The sequence below is a fragment of the Streptomyces sp. NPDC059037 genome, from assembly GCF_042740015.1.
Lineage (GTDB): Bacteria > Actinomycetota > Actinomycetes > Streptomycetales > Streptomycetaceae > Streptomyces.
Map to the genome: position 1 here is coordinate 1 of NZ_JBHYIG010000013.1, position 20,502 is coordinate 20,502.

Here is a 20,502-nt window from a genome sequence, read left to right on the forward strand (position 1 = left end):
TCCGGGCCCGCGGGCCCCCGCAATGCTACACCCCCCCCCGCACCTTGACCACCGCTCGCCTCCCCCCCCCCTTCCGGGGCCCCCCCTAAAACCCCGGGGCGGCGCAACCCGGACGCCATAAGCAAGGTAGGGAAGAGCCCCGTGCAGTTCCGCCAACAGGCCCTGTCCAAGCTGCAGTCGCCCGAGGAACTCGACCTGCCGGTGCGCTATGCCCGCCCTCAGGGCCTGCTCGTCCTCGCCGTCACCCTCGTCGTGATGGCCGCGGCCGGCGTCTGGGCGGTGACCGGTTCGGTCTCCTCGACGCTGCGCGCGCCCGGCATCCTCACGCACGGCCAGGGCAGTTACGTCCTGCAGAGCCCCGTCACCGGGCAGGTGACCAGTGTCCTCGTCGAAGACGGCGAACGGCTCGCCGCCGGCGCTGCGGTGCTCAAGGTCCGTACGGAACAAGGCGACAGGGTGGTCCGCGCCATCGCGGCGGGCCGCGTCACCGCACTCGTCGCCCGGATCGGCACCGTCGTCACCACGGGCGCCGACGTCGCGACCGTGGAGCGCGTGGACGGTAGCGACGACCCGCTCCTCGCCATGGTCTACGTACCCGCGGACAGCGCGGCCACCGTCCCCGTCGGCGCGAAGGTGGATCTCACCGTCCAGTCCGTGCCCACGCAGCAGTACGGCGTGCTGCGCGGCCATGTGAAGGCGATCGGACGGTCCGCGCAGAGCGCGCAGAAGATCACCGGATTCCTCGGGGACAAGGAACTGGCCGAACAGTTCACCCAGGAAGGACCGCCCGTGGCGGTCCTCGTGCGGCTCGACCGCTCGTCCGCCACCAAGTCCGGCTACGCCTGGTCGTCGGCGGGCGGCCCGCCCTTCGCACTCGACTCCATGACCCTGGCCACCGGCGCCTTCCACCTCGCCGAGCAGCGCCCGATCGATTGGCTGCTTCCGTGACCGCACCGCACCCCTCCCCGGCACACCAGCAGCAACTGCCGCCCCCCGGCGGACGCCGCAGGCACCGTCCCGAGCCCCCGCAGCGCGGCCGCCGCCGCGCGGCGCAGCGCCCCGCGTCCAAGGGCAAGCGGCAGAAGACGGTGCGCACCCCCACCGTCCTGCAGATGGAGGCCGTGGAGTGCGGCGCCGCCGCGCTCGCCATGGTCCTGGCCCACTACGGAAAGCACGTCCCGCTGGAGGAGCTGCGCATCGCCTGCGGCGTCTCCCGCGACGGCTCACGGGCCAGCAACCTCCTCAAGGCGGCGCGCAGTTACGGCCTCACCGCCAAGGGCATGCAGATGGAGCCGGCCGCGCTCGCCGAGGTCAAGGCGCCCGCGATCCTCTTCTGGGAGTTCAACCACTACGTCGTCTACGACGGCATGGGGCGCCGCCTCGGCCGCCGCGGCGTGCACATCAACGACCCCGACAAGGGCCGCCGTTTCGTGCCGTCGGAGGACTTCGACACCAGCTTCACCGGCGTCGTCCTCGTCCTCGAACCCGGCGACGACTTCCGCCCCGGTGGGCGCAGGCCCGGCATCATGCGGGCGCTCCCGGCCCGTCTGCGCGGCACCACGGGCACCATGCTCGCCGCACTCCTGGCCAGCCTGCTCCTGGTGGCGGTCGGCGCGGCGCTGCCCGCGCTCAGCCGGACGTACATCGATCTGTTCCTGATCGGCGACCAGACCTCGCTGCTCGGCGCGCTGTTCGCTTCCATGGGCGCGATGGTCGTGCTGACCGTGGTCCTCACCTGGTTGCAACAGGCGAACCTGCTGCGCGGCCGCATCATCTCCTCCACCCTCAGCAGCGCCCGCTTCCTGCGCCATCTGCTGCGCCTGCCCGTCACGTTCTACGCCCAGCGCAGCCCGGCCGACCTGGTGCAACGCCTGGCGTCCAACGACGCGGTCGCCGAGACCCTGGCCCGCGACCTCACGGCCGCAGGCGTCGACGGCATTGTCGTACTCCTCTACGCGGCCCTGCTGTGGACGTACGACCCCCAGCTCACCCTCGTCGGCGTGGGCATCGCCCTCCTTAACATCGTGGCGATGCGCGTCGTCATCCGGCTGCGGGCCACCGGCACCCAGAAGCTGCGCGCCGACAGCGCCAAGCTCACCAACACCTCGTACACCGGCCTGCAGTTGATCGAGACGATGAAGGCCACCGGCGGCGAGAGCGGCTACTTCCGGCGGTGGGCGGGCCAGCACGCCACCACCCTGGAGGAGCAGCAGCGCCTCGGCGTGCCCAGCGCCTGGCTCGGCATCGTCGCACCGACCCTCGCGACCCTCAACAGCGCGCTGATCCTTTGGATCGGCGGTCTGCGCGCGGTGGAAGGGCATCTGTCGATCGGCCTGCTCGTCGCCTTCCAGGCCCTGGTGACCCGCTTCACCGCGCCGATCACCCGGCTCAACGGCGTCGCGGGCCGCATCCAGGACTTCGCCGCCGACGTCGCCCGCCTCAAGGACGTCGAGAACTTCCCCGTCGACACGCTCTACTCCCGCCCCGAACCGGCCGCGAGCACCCGCCGCCTCAAGGGCCACGTCACCCTCGACGACATCACCTTCGGCTACAGCCCCCTCGACAAGCCCCTCCTGACCGGCTTCTCCCTGACGGTCGGTCCCGGCCAGCAGGTCGCGCTCGTCGGCGGCTCGGGCAGCGGCAAGTCGACCGTCTCCCGGCTGATATCGGGCCTCTACAGCCCCTGGGAAGGCACGATCCGCATCGACGGACAGCGCCTGGAGGACATCCCGCGCGGCGCGCTCGCCGCCTCCGTCTCCTTCGTCGACCAGGACGTCTTCCTCTTCGAGGGCACCATCCGCGACAACGTCGCCCTGTGGGACCCCTCCATCCCCGACGACGCCGTCGTCGCCGCACTCAAGGACGCCTGCCTGTACGAGATCGTCGCCCGCAGGCCCGGCGGCATCCACGGCCGCGTCGAGCAGGACGGCCGGAACTTCTCCGGCGGCCAGCGCCAGCGCCTGGAGATCGCCCGCGCGCTGGTCCGCCGCCCCAGCATCCTCGTCCTCGACGAGGTGACCAGCGCCCTGGACGCGGAGACCGAGCAGGTCATCATCGACAATCTGCGCCGCCGCGGCTGCGCCTGCGTCGTCATCGCCCACCGTCTGAGCACCGTGCGGGACAGCGACGAGATCGTCGTCCTGGACCACGGCTCGGTCGTCGAGCGCGGCCGCCACGAACACCTGGTCGCCGCGGGCGGTCCCTACGCCGACCTGGTCAAGGAGCACTGAGGTGACCTCGGTACCGGAGCAGTACACGCACACCGCGTACGAGAACGACGCGGTCGCCGCCGCCTTCGGCGCGCTCGGCACCCCCGCCGACTGCACGGACCTGCGCAGCGTCCACCTGGAGGGGCCGCAGGTGCTGTGGCTCGTGGTGGCCGGCGCCCTCGACCTGTTCGCGGTCGACGCCGTGCAGCAGGGGCACTGGCACTTCCTGGGCCGCCTCGAACCCGGCACCCTGCTCCTGGGCCCCGTCGAAGGCCCCCAGCACACCCTGGTCGGACGCCCTCTCCAGGGCTGCGAGCTGCGCCGCATCCCGCTGCGCGAGCTCTACCGCCCCGACTTCGGCGACACCTGGGCCTACGAGCAGCAGTACCCCACCCAGTACGACACCCAGGACCAGGCCCTGAGCCTGCTCGAGCACGCCTTCGCGCTCGGCATCGGACGCAGCCACCGGGTGCTGTTCGAAGCACCCCTGGACGGGCGCACCCTGGGCGACGACGTGGTGACCGACGACGACATCCTCTGGATGCCGGTCGCGCCCGGCAGCGTGCAGTACGGCGCCGCCTACAGCACGGAGGCCGCCGGCGATCTGCTCGTCGACCCCGCCGTCTGGCAGCGCATGGTCAACCAGCAGTACCGGCTGCTCTCCACCCTCGACCGCTGGATCGAGCGCCTGGAGCGCGCCCACGAGGACCGCACGGCCGCCGGCATCAAGGCGGGCGAGACGGTCCGCGAGCAGGCCGACCGGACCCTGATCGCCTCCATCGGCCGCTCGGGCAGGGGCGGTTCGGGCCGCCCCGCGTCCCAGGGCGGCGACGACATGACGTACGCGGCCTGCCGTCTGGTCGCCGACGCGGCCGGCATCAAGCTCGCGGCCCAGGCGGAGAGCGGTGCGGTCAGCGACCGGATCGACCCGGTGGAGCAGGTAGCGGTGGCCTCGCGGATCCGCACCCGGGCCGTCCGGCTCGACGGCCAATGGTGGCGCGAGAACGCGGGACCCCTGGTGGGGCACCGCGCCGCGAGCGGTGCGCCGGTCGCGCTGCTGTGGCGACGCGGCGGCTACGAGTCCGTGCACCCCTCGTCAGGACGGCGCACGCGCGTCGACGAGGACAACGCGGAGGAGTTCGAGCCGCAGGGCGTCATGTTCTACCGGCCGCTGCCGGACCGGGCGTTGACCCCCTGGGGTCTCTTCCGCTTCAGCCTGCGCGGCAACGGCGGCGACGTACGCAATCTCACGATCGCCGGTCTGGTGACGGTCCTCATCGGGGCCCTGGTGCCCATCGCGACGGGCCAGGTGCTCGGCGTGTACGTCCCGAACGCCGAGAAGAGCCTGATCGTCCAGGTCTCCCTGGCCGTCATGATCACCAGCATCGTCTCCGCGGCCTTCATGCTGCTGCAGAACCTCACCATCCTGCGGATGGAGGGGCGGATGGAAAGCGCCCTGCAACCCGCCGTCTGGGACCGCCTGTTGAGGCTGCCGACCCGCTTCTTCGCCTCCCGCTCCACCGGTGAACTGGCCAGCGCGGCGATGGGCGTCAGCGCCATCCGGCGGGTGCTCTCGGGCATCGGCCCGGTGGCCCTGCAGGCGGGCACGGTCGGCGCGATGAACCTCGTCCTGCTGCTCGCCTACAGCGTGCCCCTCGCCCTGGCCGCGCTCGGCATGCTGGTCGTCATCGCCGGGGTGTTCCTCGCCCTCGGCCTGTGGGAACTGCGCTGGCAGCGCCGCCTGGTGGAGCTCGGCAACAAACTCAACAACCAGGCCTTCCAGACCCTGCGCGGACTGCCCAAGCTCCGCGTCGCCGGGGCCGAGAGCTTCGCGTACGCGGCATGGGCGGGGGAGTTCGCGCGCAGCCGCGAACTCCAGCAGCGCGCGGGCCGCATCAAGAACCTCACGACGGTCCTCAACGCGGTCTATCTGCCGCTCTGTACGCTGATCATGTTCGTGCTCCTCGCGGGCCCGGCGCGCGGCAGCCTCACCGCGGGGGAGTTCCTCACCTTCAGCACCGCCGTGACGATGCTCCTTACGTCGGTCACCCAGCTCACCGGGGCGCTGATCTCGGCGGCCGCGGTCCTGCCGATGTTCGAGCAGATCAAGCCGGTGCTCGACGAAGCGCCCGAGGTGCGCGGCGCGAGCACGCAGCCCGGCGAACTCCAGGGCGAGATCGAGGCCCGCGCCGTCTCCTTCCGCTACACGGACGACGGCCCGCTGGTCCTGGACGACGTGTCCCTCGCCATCCGCCCCGGGGAGTTCGTGGCGATCGTCGGCCCGAGCGGCTGCGGCAAATCGACGCTCCTGCGCCTGCTCATCGGCTTCGACAAGCCGGTCGCGGGCAGCGTCCTGTACGACGGCCAGGACCTGGCCGCCCTCGACCAGGCCGCCGTACGCCGCCAGTGCGGGGTCGTGCTGCAGAACGCGCAGCCGCTCACCGGATCGATCCTGGACTGCATCTGCGGCGCCGAGACGTTCACCCAGGAAGAAGCATGGGAGGCCGCGGCGATGGCGGGCCTCGCCGAGGACATCAAGCGCATGCCGATGGGCCTGCACACGATGATCTCCGGCGGGGGAGCGGTCTCCGGCGGCCAGCGCCAGCGCCTGATGATCGCCCAGGCCCTGATCCGCCGCCCCCGGGTCCTCTTCTTCGACGAGGCGACCAGCGCCCTGGACAACGAGACGCAGCGCACCGTCATCGACAGCACCCGCGCCCTGAACGCCACCCGCGTCGTGATCGCCCACCGCCTGTCCACCGTCCTGGACGCCGACCGCGTGATCGTCATGTCGGAGGGCCGCGTCGTCCAACAGGGCCCGCCCGCCCAGCTGTTGGCGGACACGGGCGGACGGCTGCACGAGCTGGTGCGGCGGCAGATGAGCTGAGCCGTCAGAGCGACCCGGGCACCACGAAGAGCCCCCAGGTCACCAGCGGCGCGACCACGGCGATGCCGAGCCCCCAGGTCATGAGGCGCCGGAAGACGAAGTCACGCTGCTCCTCAGGGGTGTTGGCGGTCACCAGCGCCCCGCTGGTGGAGAACGGGGATGCGTCCACCACGGACGCGGAGATGGCAAGGGCGGTGATGAGCCCCACCGCGCCCACCTGGCCGTCGAGCAGGAACGGCACCGCAAGGGGGATCAGCGCCCCGAGCATCCCGGTGGTCGACGCGAAGGCGGAGACCACCGCACCGATGAGGCAGATCAACAGGGCGCCCACGAGGGGCGCTTGGATGGCGGCGACCTCCTTGCCGAGGTAGTCGATGGTGCCGATGCGCTCCATCTGGCTCACGTAGGTGACGATGCCGCAGACCAGCAGCACGGTGGACCACGCGCACCGCTCGACCGCGCCCTTGGCCGACTTGGGGGAGACCAGCGAGAGCACGACGGTGATGCTGAGCGCCATGAGGCCCACGTCGAGGTCGAAGAAGAGCGCTCCGCCGACCAGGCTGAGCAGGCCGAGGAGGGTCAGGGCGCGGGGGCCGTCGAGGCGGACGGGCGGTGTGTCCGCGGTCGAGGTCGCGGTGTTCTTGGCGATGGCCAAGGCTGGCCCGGACGTGCCGCCCGCCTCGACCAGTTGACCGCCGGGCGGTCCGTCGTCCCGTTCGGCCGGTGCGGCGACCGTCCTCCCGCCACCGCCGGTGTGGGTCGGTGCGCGTTGCCCCAGCAACTGCCTTCCGCCGAAGACGAAGAAGACGATGACGCACAGGCCGACGTTGAACAGGAACGAGGCGGTGAAGAGCATCGCGGGGCTGCCGGGCAGATCGTTGCGCTCGACGACGTTGTTGGTGATGCTGCCGAACACGCCGATGGGCGAGAAGCCTCCCGCGCTGGCACCGTTGGCGATGAGAAGCCCCATGAGCACCGGGTTGATGCCGTACGTCGCGGCGAAGCCGAGCCCGATGGGCGCGATGATCCCGACGGCCGCGGGGGTGACGGCGCCGACCGCGGTGAGCACGGCGGTGACCAGGAACATGACCCAGGGGATGAGGGCTATCCGGCCCCGCACCGCCTTCACGGCCGCGTGCACGAGCCAGTCGACCGTGCCGTTGTTCTTCGCGATGGCGAACAGTAGGGTCACGCCGACCAGGACGACGAAGAGATCGCCGGGGAAGCCCGCGAAGAGGTCGTCCGTCGATTCGTCCGCCACCGTCGAGCCGATGATGAACGCGGCCACCAGGGCGAGCGCGCCCAGATGGACGGAGGAGAAGGTCGCGATGGCGAAGATCAGTACCAGGGCGATGATGGAGATGACTTGATCTGACACGAGGGCTCCCTTGCCGTCGGCCGATGGTCATGTCACGGAGCGCCGGGGCGTGTTGAGGCCGGGGCGCGTGATGATGGGGGGAGTCGAGGGATTCCGACAGGCGGAATCAGCCTTTCGCAGTGGGGAGTATTGAAGCGCGATTCGCGGGACGTCAAGGGGGGCGCCGGATTCTGTCGTGGAACGGGGCGCCGCGGATCCGGGGCGCGTTGGAAGCGCCCCGAAGGGGCGCGGGGAAGTGCGCGACCAGCCAAAACGGACCCGCGGACGAATGCAGCACCCCCCGGCGGAGCCGCTAGCGCCCGGCCGCAGGCCCGCCCGACGCCCCCTCCGGCAACTGCCTCAACGCGGCGCCGACCTGCAATGCCGTCTCGCGCACCAGCGCTCCGTGCGCCGCGCTCGACTCCGCGCTCATCCGGCTCGTCGGCATATTGACGCTGATGCTCGCCACCGGCGAACCCGCCTCGTCCAGGACCGGCGCGGCGACCGCCGACACATCGGTGCGCCACTCGCCGCCGTTGGTGGCGTAACCCCGCTCGCGGATCAGCGCGAGCTCGGCGAGCAGCGCCTCCCGGTCCGTGATGGTCGTCTCGGTGAACTCTTCGAGCCCGGCGGCCAGTTGGCCCTCGATCGCCTCCGCGGAGCGGGAGGCGAGCACGGCCTTGCCGTTCGCGGTGGCGTGGCTGGGCAGCCGGGTGCCCAGGGCCAGGATGATCCGCACCGGCTTGGAGGTCTCCAGGCGCTCGATCAGGACCACCGACTCGCCGTCAGGGACGGTCAGATGCACCGTCTCGTCGGTGCGCCGCCGCAGCTCCTCCATGATCGGCACGGCCACGTCACGCAGGCTCAACTCCCCGGTGGCGCGCCGCCCGACCTGCAGTGCCTTGGTGGTCAGCGCCCACCGCGTGACCTCGCCGCCGGCCGGCCGGATCCAGCCCGCCGTGTGCAGCGTACGCAGGGCGCGCTGCGCCGAGCTCTTGGGCAGCTCCAGGGCGCGGGCCAGGTCGGCGACGCCGACGGGCTGGCGCGCGGCCACCTCTTCGAGCACTCGAAGTGCGTTGAGAACGCTCTGCATCCGTTGACTCCCCCTGCGTCGGCTCCTATGCTCCGCGTGCCACCTTATGACACACCGTGCCACAATGCGGCACGCTTCTCAAGGGAGTTGGCCACAGTGACCTCTCAGTCCGGGCGGCACTTCTTGCAGATACCGGGCCCCACCAACGTCCCCGACCAGGTGCTCCGCGCCATCGCGGCGCCCACCATCGACCATCGCGGCCCCGAATTCGCCGCGCTCACCACGGAGTTGCTCGCCGGTCTCGGACCGGTCTTCGGCACCACCGGACCCGTCGTGATCTTCCCCGGCTCCGGCACCGGCGCCTGGGAAGCGGCGCTGGTCAACACGCTCAGCACCGGAGACCGCGTCCTGCACGTCGAGACGGGCCACTTCGCCACGCTCTGGCAGCAGATGGCCACCACTCTCGGCCTGTACGTCGACTTCGTGCCCGGCGACTGGCGCCACGGCGCCGACCCCGAGGCCGTCGCCGAACACCTCGCCGCCGACACCGCCCGCACCATCAAGGCCGTCTGCGTGGTGCACAACGAGACCTCGACCGGCGTGACCAGCCGCGTCTCCGAGATCCGGCGGGCGATGGACGCGACAGGACACCCGGCGCTGCTCCTCGTCGACACCATCTCCTCGCTCGGCTCGATCGACTACCGGCACGACGAATGGGGCGTCGACGTCACCGTCGCGGGCTCCCAGAAGGGCCTGATGCTCCCGCCCGGCCTGAGCTTCAACGCCGTCAGCGAGAAGGCCCTTTCCGCCTCCCGCACGGCGGGACTGCGCAGGTCGTACTGGGACTGGCAGCCCGTCATCGACGCGAACAAGCGCGGCTACTTCCCCTACACCCCCGCAACCAACCTCCTCTACGGCCTGGCCGAGGCGCTGCGCATGCTCGGGGACGAGGGGCTCCCCGCGGTCTTCGCCCGGCACGACCGGCACGCGGCTGCCACTCGAACCGCCGTACGCGGCTGGGGACTTGAGCTCCTCTGCGCCGACGAACGGGAGTACTCCTCCTCGCTCACCGCGGTTCTCATGCCCGAAGGTGAAGACGCCGACAAGGTGCGCGAGGTCATCCTCGACCGGTTCGACATGTCCCTGGGCGCAGGGCTCGGCAGGCTCGCGGGACGGGTCTTCCGCATCGGCCACCTCGGCCACTTCAACGACCTGACCCTCGCGGGCACCCTCGCCGGCGTCCAGATGGGCCTCCAACTGGCCGGCGTACGCATCGACCCGAACGGACTCACCGCCGCCCTGGACGTCCTGCGCGCCGAGTGACGCCGCTGAACTCCCCACCTAGAAGAGGAGGTTGCCGCGTATGACCGTCACCACCCGCGACGAGAACCCCACGGACGACGATCCCGCAGGCAGGCAACAAGGCAGGGAACGGAGCAAGGATCAGGCCCGCGCTCTAGAGCAGGACCTCGTCAAGGATCTCGACGGTGAGGTCCGGTTCGACGACTACACCCGGCATCTGTTCGCCCGCGACGCGAGCATGTACGCGATCACGCCGATGGGTGTGGTCTTCCCCCGGCACGCCGACGACATCGCCGCAGCCGTCGCGGCCGCCGCCGCCCACCAGGTCCCCGTCGTACCGCGCGGCGCAGGCACCAGCCTGGCCGGCCAGACCGTCGGCCCCGGCCTGGTCCTCGACCTGTCCCGCCACATGAACGCGATCGTGGAGCTGGACCCGGAGAGCGGCACCGCGCTGGTCGAACCCGGCGTCGTGCAGGAGCAGTTGAACCGCGCCGCGAGTCCCTGGGGTCTGATGTTCGGCCCCGACACCTCGACCAGCAACCGCGCCACCATCGGCGGCATGATCGGCAACAACTCCGCAGGCAGCGGATCGGTCCGCTACGGCATGACCATCGACCACATCCGCGAACTCGACGTGGTGCTCTCGGACGCGAGCCGGGCCCGCCTCGGCCGCGTCGACGAGACCGAACGCGCCCGCCGCGCCAAGCAGGAGACCCTCGAAGGCGCCCTCTACCGCGAACTGCCCGAGATCGTCCGCGCCAACGCGACGGCGATCGCCGACGGCTTCCCGGCCCACTGGCGCCGCGCCTGCGGCTACCGCCTCGACCGGCTCGCCCGCGAAGACTCCCCCTTCGACCTCGCCAAGTTCGTCGTCGGCTCGGAGGGGACGCTGTCCGTCGCCACGCGGGCCCTGGTCGACCTGGTGCCCAAGCCGAGCCGCACCGTGATCGCCGTGGGCCACTTCGCCTCCGTCGCCGAGGCCATCGCAGGCACAGAGGACGCGCTCGCCTGCGACCCGGCCGCCGTCGAGCTGATGGACCGCACGATCCTCGACCTGTCCCGCCGCAAGATCGAGTACGCCGCGCTGGGCGACGTCCTTCAAGGAGCCCCCGAAGCCCTGCTCTTCGTCTCCTTCACCGGCGACGACGAGGCCGAACTCCTCGACCGGATGCGGCGCCTGACGAAGCTGTGGGCGCGGCACGGCCACGGCTACCACACCCTCCAGGCGGTCACCCCGGCCCAGCAGGCATCGCTCCTCAGGGTGCGCAAGGCCGGGCTCGGCCTGCTGATGGCCGCCGGCGAAGGCACCCGCCGCCCGCTGGCCTTCGTGGAGGACACCGCGGTCGACCCCGTCCATCTCGCCGACTACACCCGCCGGTTCAAGGACGTCCTCGACCGGCACGGCATGAGCGCCGGCTTCTACGGCCACTGCTCGGTCGGCTGCCTGCACATCCGCCCCTACCTCGACCTCGCCGACCCCGCCGACGTGGGCCGGATGCGTGCCGTCGCGGAGGAGATCAAGGACTTGGTCGCCGAGTACGGCGGCGTCAACTCCAGCGAGCACGGCGACGGCCTTGCGCGCAGCGAGTTCAACCGCGAGATCTTCGGCGACCAGCTGTACGAGGCGATGCGCCAGGTCAAGCGGCTCTTCGACCCGCACGGCGTACTCAACCCCGGGAAGATCGTGGACGCGCCGCCGATGACGCAGAGCCTGCGCGACGCGGGCCTGCCGCCCGCCGAACCCCTGCGCACCCGGCTCTCCTTCGAGGTCGTCGGCGGAGGCGGCATGCGCGCGGCGGCCGACCGGTGCATGAACATCGGCCTGTGCCGCAAGAGCGGAAGCGGCGCCATGTGCCCCTCGTACATGGCCACCCGCAAGGAAGAGGACTCCACCCGCGGCCGGGCCGGCGCCCTGGTCAAGGCCCTGTCCGAGCCCGACCCGAAGGCCGCGCTCGGCGACGAACGCCTGCACGAGATCCTCGACCTGTGCCTGATGTGCAAGGCGTGCAAGAGCGAATGCCCCCTCGGCGTCGACATGGCCACCCTCAAGAGCGAGACCCTCTCGCACTACCACGACGTCCACGGCGTGCCGCTGCGCTCCCGCCTCTTCGGAGCGATCCGTACGCTGAACCGCCTGGGCTCGGCGACCGCGCCGCTGTCCAATCTGCCGGGGCGCATCGCACCGGTGCGCCGCCTCTTGGGCCGCGTGGCCGGCATCGCACCGGCGCGGCCGCTGCCGGTCTTCGTCCGCCACAACCTGCTGCGCTGGTTCCGCCGCCGCACACCGGCCGTGCACCCCGTCACCGACCAGGGCACCGTCACCTATCTCGCCGACTCCTTCACCACGTTCACGGAGCCGGACATCGGCAGGGCGGCCATCGAGCTCCTCGAACGGGCCGGTTTTCGGGTCAGGTTGGAGAGCGGCGGCTGCTGCGGCAGGTCAAGCCTCTCCAAGGGTCTGGTGGACGACGCCAAGAACAAGGCACGCCGGCTCGCCCACACCCTCGCCGACACGACCGACCCCGGCTCGCCGATCGTGGGGTGCGAGCCCTCCTGCCTGATGACCCTGCGCGACGAACACCGGGCGCTGCTGCCGGACGACACGGCCGTCAAGGATGTCGCGGGCCGGGTGCGCCAGGTCGAGGAACTCCTGGTGGAGGCCATCGACGAGGGGCGCCTGCGGCTGCGCGAGGACTCCTGGCTCGCGGGCCGCAGGCTCCTCTACCACGGCCACTGCCACCAGAAGGCCGAGGTCGGCACGGCCGCGACCGTCGCCCTGCTCAGCCGCATCCCGGGCGTGACAGTGAGCGAACTGGACGCCGGATGCTGCGGAATGGCGGGATCCTTCGGCTTCGAATCCGAGCACTACGACGTGTCCATGACCGTCGGGCAGGATCGTCTCTTCCCCGCGATCGCAGCGGAATCCCCGGACACGGTGGTGGTCGCCACCGGCGTCTCCTGCCGCCAGCAGATCTTCCACGGCACGGAGCGCAACGCCTGGCATCCGGTCCAGCTCCTGCGGGAGGCGGCTGCAACAGTCAGCTAGTGCGGGTGTAGGTGAGGAACGCGGTCCCGCCGTCCAGGACGGTGTGGTCCGTGAGGTTCCAGACGTGCGGGTCGAAAGCGGTCGAGCGGCCGAACAGGGGAATGCCGGCGCCGGTCGTCAACGGGGCCAGCTTGACGATGAGTTGGTCGATCTCGGCGTACAGGGCGCCCGCCAGTTCGCCGCCGCCGATCAGCCAGATGTCCTTGCCCTCCTCCTGCTTCAGCTCCCGCACCTTCGCCACCGCGTCGCCGGTGACCAGCTCGACGGACGGGTCGGGGCTCTCGGTCAGCGTGGTGGAGAACAGCAGGTGGCGCAGGTGCGGGTAGGCGTTGGTGGTGCCGGCGGCCACGCCGATCTCGTACGTCTTGCGTCCCTCGACGACCGTGTCGAAGTGGGTTCCCTCGGCCGTGATGGACAGTGCTGCCCGGGCCGGGCCGGGCAGGGTCTCGGGATACTCCGCGGCCAGGTGCTGCACGTAGTCGGCGGGGATCGGCCAGAAGCCGTCGGGGCCCGTGGGGTCGGCGCCGTCGGGCCCGGCGATGAATCCGTCAAGGGTGACGGCTATGAAGTACACGAGCTTGCGCATGGGGCCTCCTGTGGCGTGGCAGGTCGGTCAGCCCGCCGACCGGTCGGCCGACGGGCACGTCGAAGATCGACTGACCAGGCACAGTACCCGGCCGCCGTCATGCACGGGCTGCTCCGGCCGCGGGGATGCGCTCAAGGACCCCGCCCGCGAAGACGTCGTACAGCGGCAGCGTCTCCAGATGGACGTAGCCGATGTGGCAGTCGCACACGGCGAGCGGGCAGGCGCGTGGCTCCAGGGCGCGGCGGTACGAACCGTCGTAGAGATTGCCCAGTTCGCTGCGGACGAAGTGGCAGCGGCGGACCGTGCCGTCGCCGTCGCCGTCGACGGAGATGACCGACTCGCCCGTACGGCAGGGCAGTCCGGCCGAGCGGTGCGGGTGGCGGCTGTAGGGGAACAGGGGGTCGATGGCCGTCCACTGCTCGGCCTCGGCGTCGGTGTAGGTGTGGCCCTCCGCCCCGTCGACCCGGCGGCCGTGCACGGCGCGGCTGAAGTCCTCCGTGGCGGTGTAGTCGTCGGTGATCGTGCGGATCTCGCGCAGGTCGACCGCGTAGTCGAAGGAGTAGTGCAGCGTCGAGGTGTACGAACGGGCGCCGCAGCCCAGGCCGATCATGCCGTCGGTCTGGCAGGCGTAGTCGTCCGCACCCTGCGGTGGCGCGTCCGCGCGGCGGAACATCCTCATCGACACCTGGACATAGCCCTCGGCGACGAGGCGGTCGCGGCCCTGCCGGTACAGCCGCAGCCGCTGCTCGTCCCACTCGCGGTCGGCGAGCGCCGCGTCGAGTGCCGTGCTTGCCGCCGCCCCGTGCCTGCCCAGACCCGTCAACGGCCGTACGTACAGCGGGTAGAGGTAGAGCTCCTCGGGCCGCCAGGCGAGTGCGGCGTGCCACGCATCACCCGGAAGCCGGTCGCCCTTGCTCGCTGACGCTGTCGATCAGCAGCTTCGCGGTGACCGTCGCCCCGTCGGTGCGGAACATGCCGGCCACGGCCGTTGCCCGTGCGCCGGTCTCGGGAGCCAGGGCCGTCTTGAGCGCCGTCGACAGGGACTCGAAGGTCGGCGTCGGACCGTCGTGCGCCGCGCCGATGCCCAACTCGGCCACCCGGCCCGCGAAGTACGGCTGGTCCCCGAACTGGGGGACCACGACCTGAGGGGTGCCGGCCCAGGTGGCCGTCGTCGTGGTGCCCGCGCCGCCGTGGTGGACGACGGCGCCCACGCGGCGGAACAGCGCCTGATGGTTGACCTCGTCGACGACGAAGCAGTCGTCCGCGTCGTCGATCAGGGCGAGGCCGGCCCAGCCCCGCCCGACGACCGCGCGGCGGCCCTGCGCGCGTATCGCCTCGATGGCAGCCCGGGCGACGTCCTCCGGATCGCGCATCGGAATGCTGCCGAAGCCCACGTAGACCGGCGGTGCGCCCGCGTCGAGGAACGTCACCAAGCCGGCGGGCAGCGGCCGTTCGTCCGGCAGGACCCACGCGCCGGTCTGCACGACTTCGAGGTCCGCCGGTTGCGGCCACGGCGCGAGGACCGGGTCCGTGGCCAGCCACGGGCGGTCGGTGAAGACATGGTCGCGGACGTTGTCCACCAGCGGCAGGCCGACCGACGCCCGGTGCGTGTTGACCGCTTCGCCGAACACCGCCTGAGCGTCCAGGGCTTCCTGGTCCCACAGCGCTTGGTTGTCGGTCACATCCTCCGGGAGCGGATGGCCCGGCCGCGCGAGCGGCGGGTGGTGCGGCGACGGAAGGGTGACGGGCTGATGGCTCGCGTACACGTAGCGGATGCCCAGCTTCTCGGCGGCCGACTTCACACCGGCCACAGCGGGCACGATGCCGGTCGCCACCACCACGTCTACAGCGCACCCCTCGGCCGCGGCGATGACGTTGTCATAGAAGGCGACGACCAGTTCGGCCGCGCGCCGGGGAACACCTGCCGCCGTCGGCCGCGTCTTACCGGTCGCCAATGCGCGCACCGACTTGCCCGTAGGCACCATCTCCACGCCGACTCCGGCAAGCCGCCGCGTGAACTCCTCGTCCGGCGGCGCGCACACCAGCACGTCCGCGCCGAGTTCCCGCAACCGCACCGCGAGCCCCACCAGCGGTTCGACGCCCCCGCGCGAATCATAGGCGGCCAACAACACGCGCATTCGTACTCCCATTTGCCGTTCCTGCGGAATCTTGCCCAGGGCGCGGAATCTTGCCCAGGCCGGAGATTCTGCGGCACGACCGGGGCCTTGCCGCAAGCCCCATGGGGCGCTATAAGTTGAAAGTGGCAAGGAGCGAGTGCGCTCCTTGCCTTTTTTCGCCTTGCCTTCTTTCGTCCTCAGAAGCCTCAGAGGCCCGCGTACCCTGGCGACGTGACCATGCACAGAAGCGCCGATGTGAGTGTCGACGCGATGATCGATGACCTCAGGACACTCGTCGAGATCGAGTCTCCGTCGCGCGATCCGGATGCCTTGACGGCATCGGCCAAAGCCGTCGCCGCCGTCATCGAGAACCGCATCGGCGGGCAGGCCGTCCTCGTCGAGAGCGAAGCCGGGCCGCATGTCCACTGGTCGGGCGGCGGCGATCCGCGCGTCCTGATCCTCGGTCACCACGACACGGTGTTTCCGCTCGGCACCCTCGCACGCCGTCCGTTCAGGGTCGAGGACGGGAAGGCGACAGGACCCGGGGTCTTTGACATGCTCGGCGGCCTCGTACAGGCCATTCATGGTCTGGCGGCGCTCGACGACCGGTCGGGCGTCGAGATTCTGGTGACCGCCGATGAGGAGGTCGGTTCCCGTTCCTCTCGCGCTCTCATCGAGGAACGAGCCCTTGCCTGCGGCGCGGTCCTCGTCTTCGAAGGCGCCGCCGACGGCGGGGCCCTGAAGACCGGTCGCAAGGGCTGCGGCACCTTCCAGGTCTCCGTCACGGGCCGGGCCTCGCACGCGGGCCTCGAGCCCGAGGCCGGGGTCAACGCCCTGATCGAGGCGGCGCATCAGGTACTGGACATCGCGGCGCTCGGCCGGCCCGAGATCGGTACGACCGTCACCCCGACCGTCGCGTCGGCGGGAACCCTGGACAACGTGGTGCCCGCCGAGGCGACCGTCGTCGTGGACGTCCGCGTCGAGTCGGCCGACGAGAAGGAACGGATCGAGTCCGCCTTCGCATCACTGGTCCCGCATCTCGACGAGGCGGAGATCGCGGTTGCGGGTGCCGTCGGCAGGCCCCCGATGCCCGAGTCCGCGTCGGCCGAACTCATCGCTCTGGCACGGGAGTTGATTCCCGGCATCGAGGGCAGGGCAGTCGGCGGCGGGAGCGACGGCAACTTCACCGCCGCCCTTGGCGTGCCGACGCTCGACGGCCTCGGCGCGGTCGGGGGCGGCGCGCACGCCGACCACGAGTACCTGGTGATCGACGCCATGACCGAGCGGGCCAACCTTGTCACCGGCCTGGTGAAGGCACTGCGCGGCGGATCGCGCCCGGCGAGCACCGCCTAGCGGTTCGACGGATCCCGCTAGCATGCCGACATGTCTGGAGAAACCGACCTGGCGAAACTGCTGAGCGGCATGCGGCCCCAACTCAATCCGGGACGCTACGTGTTCACCCTCGCCCCGGGGCGCACGGTTCCCCCGGGTGCCGAGCCGGTGGTCACGGTCCTGGAAGAGGAGGGGCTGACGCTGGTGCTGCGGCAGGAGGAAGCGGACGGCGCAGGGCTCCCGTACGACTACGTGGCGGGCTGGATCACCCTGCGCGTCCACTCCGCCCTGGAGGCCGTCGGCCTCACCGCCGCCATCGCCGGCGAACTCGCACGGGCCGGGCTGAGCTGCAATGTCGTGGCCGGTTTCCACCACGATCATCTCTTCGTGCCCCACGAGCGGGCGGCGGAAGCCGTGCGTCTGCTCCAGGGCATGGCCCTGCGCGGCTGATCTGGAACCTGATCACAGGGGCGTGCGTCGTTGCAGGCATGCAGCGGGTGGAGAGCGGTGCGGCGCCGCGGGAACGGCGTACGGACAGTGGGGTGTGGCTGCGGCGCATCGGCCGGCCGCGTTGGGGTACGGACGCGGCAGGCAGGTCGTCCTGGCAGCGCGGCCGGTTGCTCGCAGGCCTCGCCGTGCTCACCGCCGGGCTGCTGGCGTTCCCCTCCGCCGTGCCCAACTCCGTCGGCCGTGTCGGAAGCCTGCTGGAGACGTTCCTTCCCTGGCTCGGTCTCGCCGTCCCGCTGCTACTCGTTGCAGCGCTGCTGCGGCGCTCGGCCACCGCGCTGGTGGCGCTGCTGCTTCCCGTCGCCGTCTGGGGGAGCCTGTTCGGCGGACCGCTGTTGGCGCCGGACCGCGCCGCCCACGACATCACGGCGGTCCAGCACAACGTCAGCGACGTGAACGCCGACCCGGCGGGCACCGCACGTGCCCTGATCGAGGCAGCACCGGAACTCGTCGCCCTGGAGGAGCTGACACCGTCCGCCCTGCCGCTCTACGAGAGGGCGCTGGCACCGACGTATCCCTACCGTGCGGTCGAGGGCACGGTCGGCCTGTGGTCGAAGTACCCGCTGTCGGACGTCCGGCCGCTGGACATCAAGCCGAAGGGGATCGGGGAGGGCTGGCAGCGCGGGATGCGGGCGAGAATGGGGACGAAACAGGGCGATGTCGCCGTGTACGTCGCCCACTTGCCCTCGGTGCGCGTCGGCTGGAGCGGCTTCAGTTCCGGGAGGCGGGACGAAAGCGCCGGGCTGCTGGGCGCGGCCCTCGCCGCGGAACGCCTTGACCGGGTGATCCTGCTGGGTGACCTCAACAGCACGGCGGACGACCGGGGTCTTGACCCGGTCACTTCGCGGATGGACCCGGTGGGGCGGGACTTCGCCTTCAGCTGGCCCACGGCCTTCCCCGTGTCCCGGATCGACCACGTCATGACCCGGGCGGCGACCGTCACCCACGTCCGGACGCTGCCCGCCACGGGCAGCGACCACCTGCCGATCGCCGCCGACATCAGGCTTCAACCCTGATGCCTCCGGAGGCGCGGTCGGCTCCCCCGGAGGATCCCCCTATCGCCCGGCCCTGCTGCGAAAGAGCAGATGCATGAAGTACGGCGTCCCGACGACCGCCGTCATGAGGCCGGCGCCCAGCTGCGCGGGTGCGATCAGCGTGCGCCCCAGCAGATCCGCGACGCCGACGAGAACCGCCCCGAGGAGCATGGCCACCGGCAGCACCCGCACATGGCGGCGTCCCACGAGCGAGCGCGCCGCATGCGGCGCCACAAGGCCGACGAAGCCGATGGTGCCCGCCGCGGCGACGGCGGTCGCGCTCAGGAGCACGCTCAGCAGGAGGAACCCGAGGCGTCCGCGGGACAGTTGCAGCCCGAGGAGCCGGGGGGTGTCGTCGTCGAGGGAGACGAGGTCGAGTTCCGTGCGCCGCGCGAACGCCACGGCCGCACCGGCGGCGAGCACGACGGCGAGCGGGGCCATGTCGGTCAGGCTCCGCCCGTAGGTGGAACCCGACAGCCAGGTGAGCGCCTTGGTCGCGTTGAACGGGTCGGTGAGGACGATGAGCAGGCTGATGAGTGCCGTCGTCCCGGTGGACACGGCCATGCCGACGAGGACGAGACGGTTCTGCTGGAATCCGCCCCGGGCAGCCAGGCCGAAGACGACGGCGGAGGCGAGCAGGGCGCCGGTGAACGCCGCTCCAGCGATGCCCCACGAACCGGCGAGCGGCACGGTGGTGACGAGCAGTACGGCGCCGAGCGCCGCCCCGCCCGACACACCGAGAATGCCGGGCTCGGCCAGCGGATTGCGGGTCACCGCCTGCACGAGCGTCCCCGACAGGGCGAGCGCCGCGCCCGCGGAGAGTGCGGCGAGCACCCGCGGAACCCTGGTGTCGAGCACGAAGGTGGTGGTCTGACCCGCCCGGCCCTGGGCCCAGTTGACCACGTCGCCAAGGAGCAGCTTGGCGTCGCCGAGGAGCACGGAGGCGATGGCCAGGCCGACGAGTACGGCGACCAGCACGACCAGGGTGATCAGGAAGGCGGCCCGGCTCGGGATGCGCAGCCGGTCCATCGTGTCGGCGGCCCCGGTGTCCCGCACCCGCACGGCCATCACCATGAGGAAGGCGGCCCCCACCAGGCTGGTGACGACTCCCGTGGGCACCGAGACCGCGGTCTGGGCGGTGATGAGGGCCCGCAGGAGCACGTCCGAACCGAGGACGAGAGCGGCGCCGACCAGGCCGGCGACCGGGATGGTCCCGCGTGCCCGTACGAAGCCCTTGAACCTGCGGCCGAGTGGCCGCACCAGCGCGGGTGCGCAGAGCCCCACGAACCCGATGGGCCCGGCGAGCGTCACCGCCGCGGCGGAGAGCAGCGCCGCGAGCACCACCACCGTGACGCGGGTGGAGCGGACCGGGACGCCTAGGCCGCGGGCGGCGTCGTCCCCGAGGGCCAGGGCATCGACGCGGCGGGCGAGCAGCAGAAGACCGACGAGGCCGGCCACGGCGATGGGCGCCATCTGGAGTACGCCGTTGAAGCCGTTCTGCCCGATGCTGCCCTGGTTCCACTGGTAGAGGCCGTCCGTCTCCTCGGGGTACAGCAGGAGCAGCGCTTCGGTGATGGAGCCGAGGCCGAGGGTGAGGGCGCTTCCGGCGAGGACGAGGCGCACGGTGCCGGTGCCGAGCCCGGAAAGGCCGAGCACGACCGCCGCGGCAGCGAGCCCGCCGACGAACGCGACCCCGGAGGAGGCGAGCAGCGGCAGCGACGTACCGGTGATGGCGAGCAGGCCGAGCCCCAGGTAGGAACCGGCGTTCACCGCGAGGGTGTCCGGCGAGGCGAGCACGTTGCGGCTGACGGCCTGCAGTGCCGCGCCCGCCATGCCCAGGCAGATGCCGACGAGCAGACCGGCGGCCATCCGGGGCAGGCGCGATGCGATGACGACCGAGGCGTCGCCCGCGTCGGCCTGCCCGGTGAGCGCCTTGACCACTTCGTGCGCGCCGACGTCGGCCGTGCCCTGCGTGATGTCGACGACGGCGAGGACGGCGACCAGGAGCAGCAGTCCGGCCGTCACCGCGGCCGCGCCGGTCCTGGACGCCGTCGACGTGCGGGTCGCGGTGGTGGGTGCGGTGACGGCCATG

At 71.4% G+C, this 20,502-nt stretch carries 14 protein-coding genes; 8 read left to right on the plus strand and 6 right to left on the minus strand.

What is annotated here, in order from left to right; genetic code table 11:
• Positions 1 to 141: 141 nt before the first annotated feature.
• The 3 genes from ACFWY6_RS04900 to ACFWY6_RS04910 are packed head-to-tail and all read left to right on the plus strand — an operon-like array spanning position 142 to position 6,096.
• Complete coding sequence (locus tag ACFWY6_RS04900; RefSeq protein WP_384686433.1) at positions 142 to 948, plus strand: HlyD family efflux transporter periplasmic adaptor subunit; 807 nt, start codon at positions 142 to 144, stop codon at positions 946 to 948.
• The gene (locus ACFWY6_RS04905; RefSeq protein ID WP_384686435.1) at positions 945 to 3,230 is read left to right on the plus strand and encodes an NHLP family bacteriocin export ABC transporter peptidase/permease/ATPase subunit; all 2,286 of its coding nucleotides are present in this window, start codon (positions 945 to 947) and stop codon (positions 3,228 to 3,230) included. The genes ACFWY6_RS04900 and ACFWY6_RS04905 overlap by 4 nt, the downstream gene beginning before the upstream one ends.
• A 1-nt stretch (position 3,231) precedes the next feature.
• Positions 3,232 to 6,096 (plus strand): NHLP bacteriocin export ABC transporter permease/ATPase subunit, encoded by a 2,865-nt coding sequence (locus ACFWY6_RS04910; protein WP_384686437.1) that lies wholly within the window; start codon positions 3,232 to 3,234, stop codon positions 6,094 to 6,096.
• A 4-nt stretch (positions 6,097 to 6,100) separates the two neighbouring features.
• On the opposite strand, the gene ACFWY6_RS04915 is transcribed toward ACFWY6_RS04910, so the two are convergent.
• Positions 6,101 to 7,474, minus strand: a complete 1,374-nt coding sequence (locus ACFWY6_RS04915; RefSeq protein ID WP_384686439.1) for an SLC13 family permease — start codon at positions 7,472 to 7,474, stop codon at positions 6,101 to 6,103.
• Between the two features lie 292 nt (positions 7,475 to 7,766).
• Complete coding sequence (locus ACFWY6_RS04920; RefSeq protein WP_384686441.1) at positions 7,767 to 8,546, minus strand: IclR family transcriptional regulator; 780 nt, start codon at positions 8,544 to 8,546, stop codon at positions 7,767 to 7,769.
• 96 nt (positions 8,547 to 8,642) lie between these two features.
• On the opposite strand from ACFWY6_RS04920, the gene ACFWY6_RS04925 reads away from it, so the two are divergent.
• Together ACFWY6_RS04925 and ACFWY6_RS04930 are read left to right on the plus strand one after the other, a co-directional pair.
• A complete protein-coding gene (locus ACFWY6_RS04925) occupies positions 8,643 to 9,809 on the plus strand; it encodes a pyridoxal-phosphate-dependent aminotransferase family protein (protein ID WP_384686443.1) in 1,167 nt (388 codons plus the stop codon).
• Between the two features lie 40 nt (positions 9,810 to 9,849).
• On the plus strand, positions 9,850 to 12,834 hold the full coding sequence (locus ACFWY6_RS04930; RefSeq protein ID WP_384686445.1) for an FAD-binding and (Fe-S)-binding domain-containing protein: 2,985 nt from the start codon (positions 9,850 to 9,852) through the stop codon (positions 12,832 to 12,834).
• Here the strand turns inward: ACFWY6_RS04930 and ACFWY6_RS04935 are convergent.
• The 3 genes from ACFWY6_RS04935 to ACFWY6_RS04945 all read right to left on the minus strand — a co-directional run bounded on the left by ACFWY6_RS04935 (position 12,827) and on the right by ACFWY6_RS04945 (position 15,558).
• On the minus strand, positions 12,827 to 13,420 hold the full coding sequence (locus tag ACFWY6_RS04935; RefSeq protein ID WP_384686447.1) for a dihydrofolate reductase family protein: 594 nt from the start codon (positions 13,418 to 13,420) through the stop codon (positions 12,827 to 12,829). The two genes, ACFWY6_RS04930 and ACFWY6_RS04935, sit on opposite strands and share 8 nt — an antisense overlap.
• 97 nt (positions 13,421 to 13,517) lie before the next feature.
• Positions 13,518 to 14,243 carry a hypothetical protein gene (locus tag ACFWY6_RS04940; RefSeq protein ID WP_384686449.1) on the minus strand — a complete coding sequence of 242 codons (726 nt, stop codon included), beginning with the start codon at positions 14,241 to 14,243 and terminating at the stop codon, positions 13,518 to 13,520.
• Positions 14,244 to 14,310: 67 nt separating this feature from the next.
• The gene (locus tag ACFWY6_RS04945) at positions 14,311 to 15,558 is read right to left on the minus strand and encodes a glycosyltransferase (RefSeq protein WP_384686523.1); all 1,248 of its coding nucleotides are present in this window, start codon (positions 15,556 to 15,558) and stop codon (positions 14,311 to 14,313) included.
• A gap of 216 nt (positions 15,559 to 15,774) precedes the next feature.
• On the opposite strand from ACFWY6_RS04945, the gene ACFWY6_RS04950 reads away from it, so the two are divergent.
• The 3 genes from ACFWY6_RS04950 to ACFWY6_RS04960 are packed head-to-tail and all read left to right on the plus strand — an operon-like array spanning position 15,775 to position 18,392.
• Positions 15,775 to 16,890 carry a M20 family metallopeptidase gene (locus tag ACFWY6_RS04950; RefSeq protein ID WP_384686525.1) on the plus strand — a complete coding sequence of 372 codons (1,116 nt, stop codon included), beginning with the start codon at positions 15,775 to 15,777 and terminating at the stop codon, positions 16,888 to 16,890.
• Positions 16,891 to 16,920: 30 nt separating this feature from the next.
• Positions 16,921 to 17,319: an ACT domain-containing protein gene (locus ACFWY6_RS04955; protein WP_384686451.1), complete on the plus strand. Its 399-nt coding sequence runs from the start codon at positions 16,921 to 16,923 to the stop codon at positions 17,317 to 17,319.
• Positions 17,320 to 17,357: 38 nt separating this feature from the next.
• Entirely contained in the window at positions 17,358 to 18,392 is a 1,035-nt protein-coding gene (locus tag ACFWY6_RS04960) for an endonuclease/exonuclease/phosphatase family protein (RefSeq protein ID WP_384686453.1), read from the plus strand.
• 39 nt (positions 18,393 to 18,431) lie between these two features.
• Here ACFWY6_RS04960 and ACFWY6_RS04965 read toward each other — a convergent pair whose 3' ends face one another.
• Positions 18,432 to 20,501 carry an iron ABC transporter permease gene (locus ACFWY6_RS04965; RefSeq protein WP_384686455.1) on the minus strand — a complete coding sequence of 690 codons (2,070 nt, stop codon included), beginning with the start codon at positions 20,499 to 20,501 and terminating at the stop codon, positions 18,432 to 18,434.
• Position 20,502: the final 1 nt, after the last annotated feature.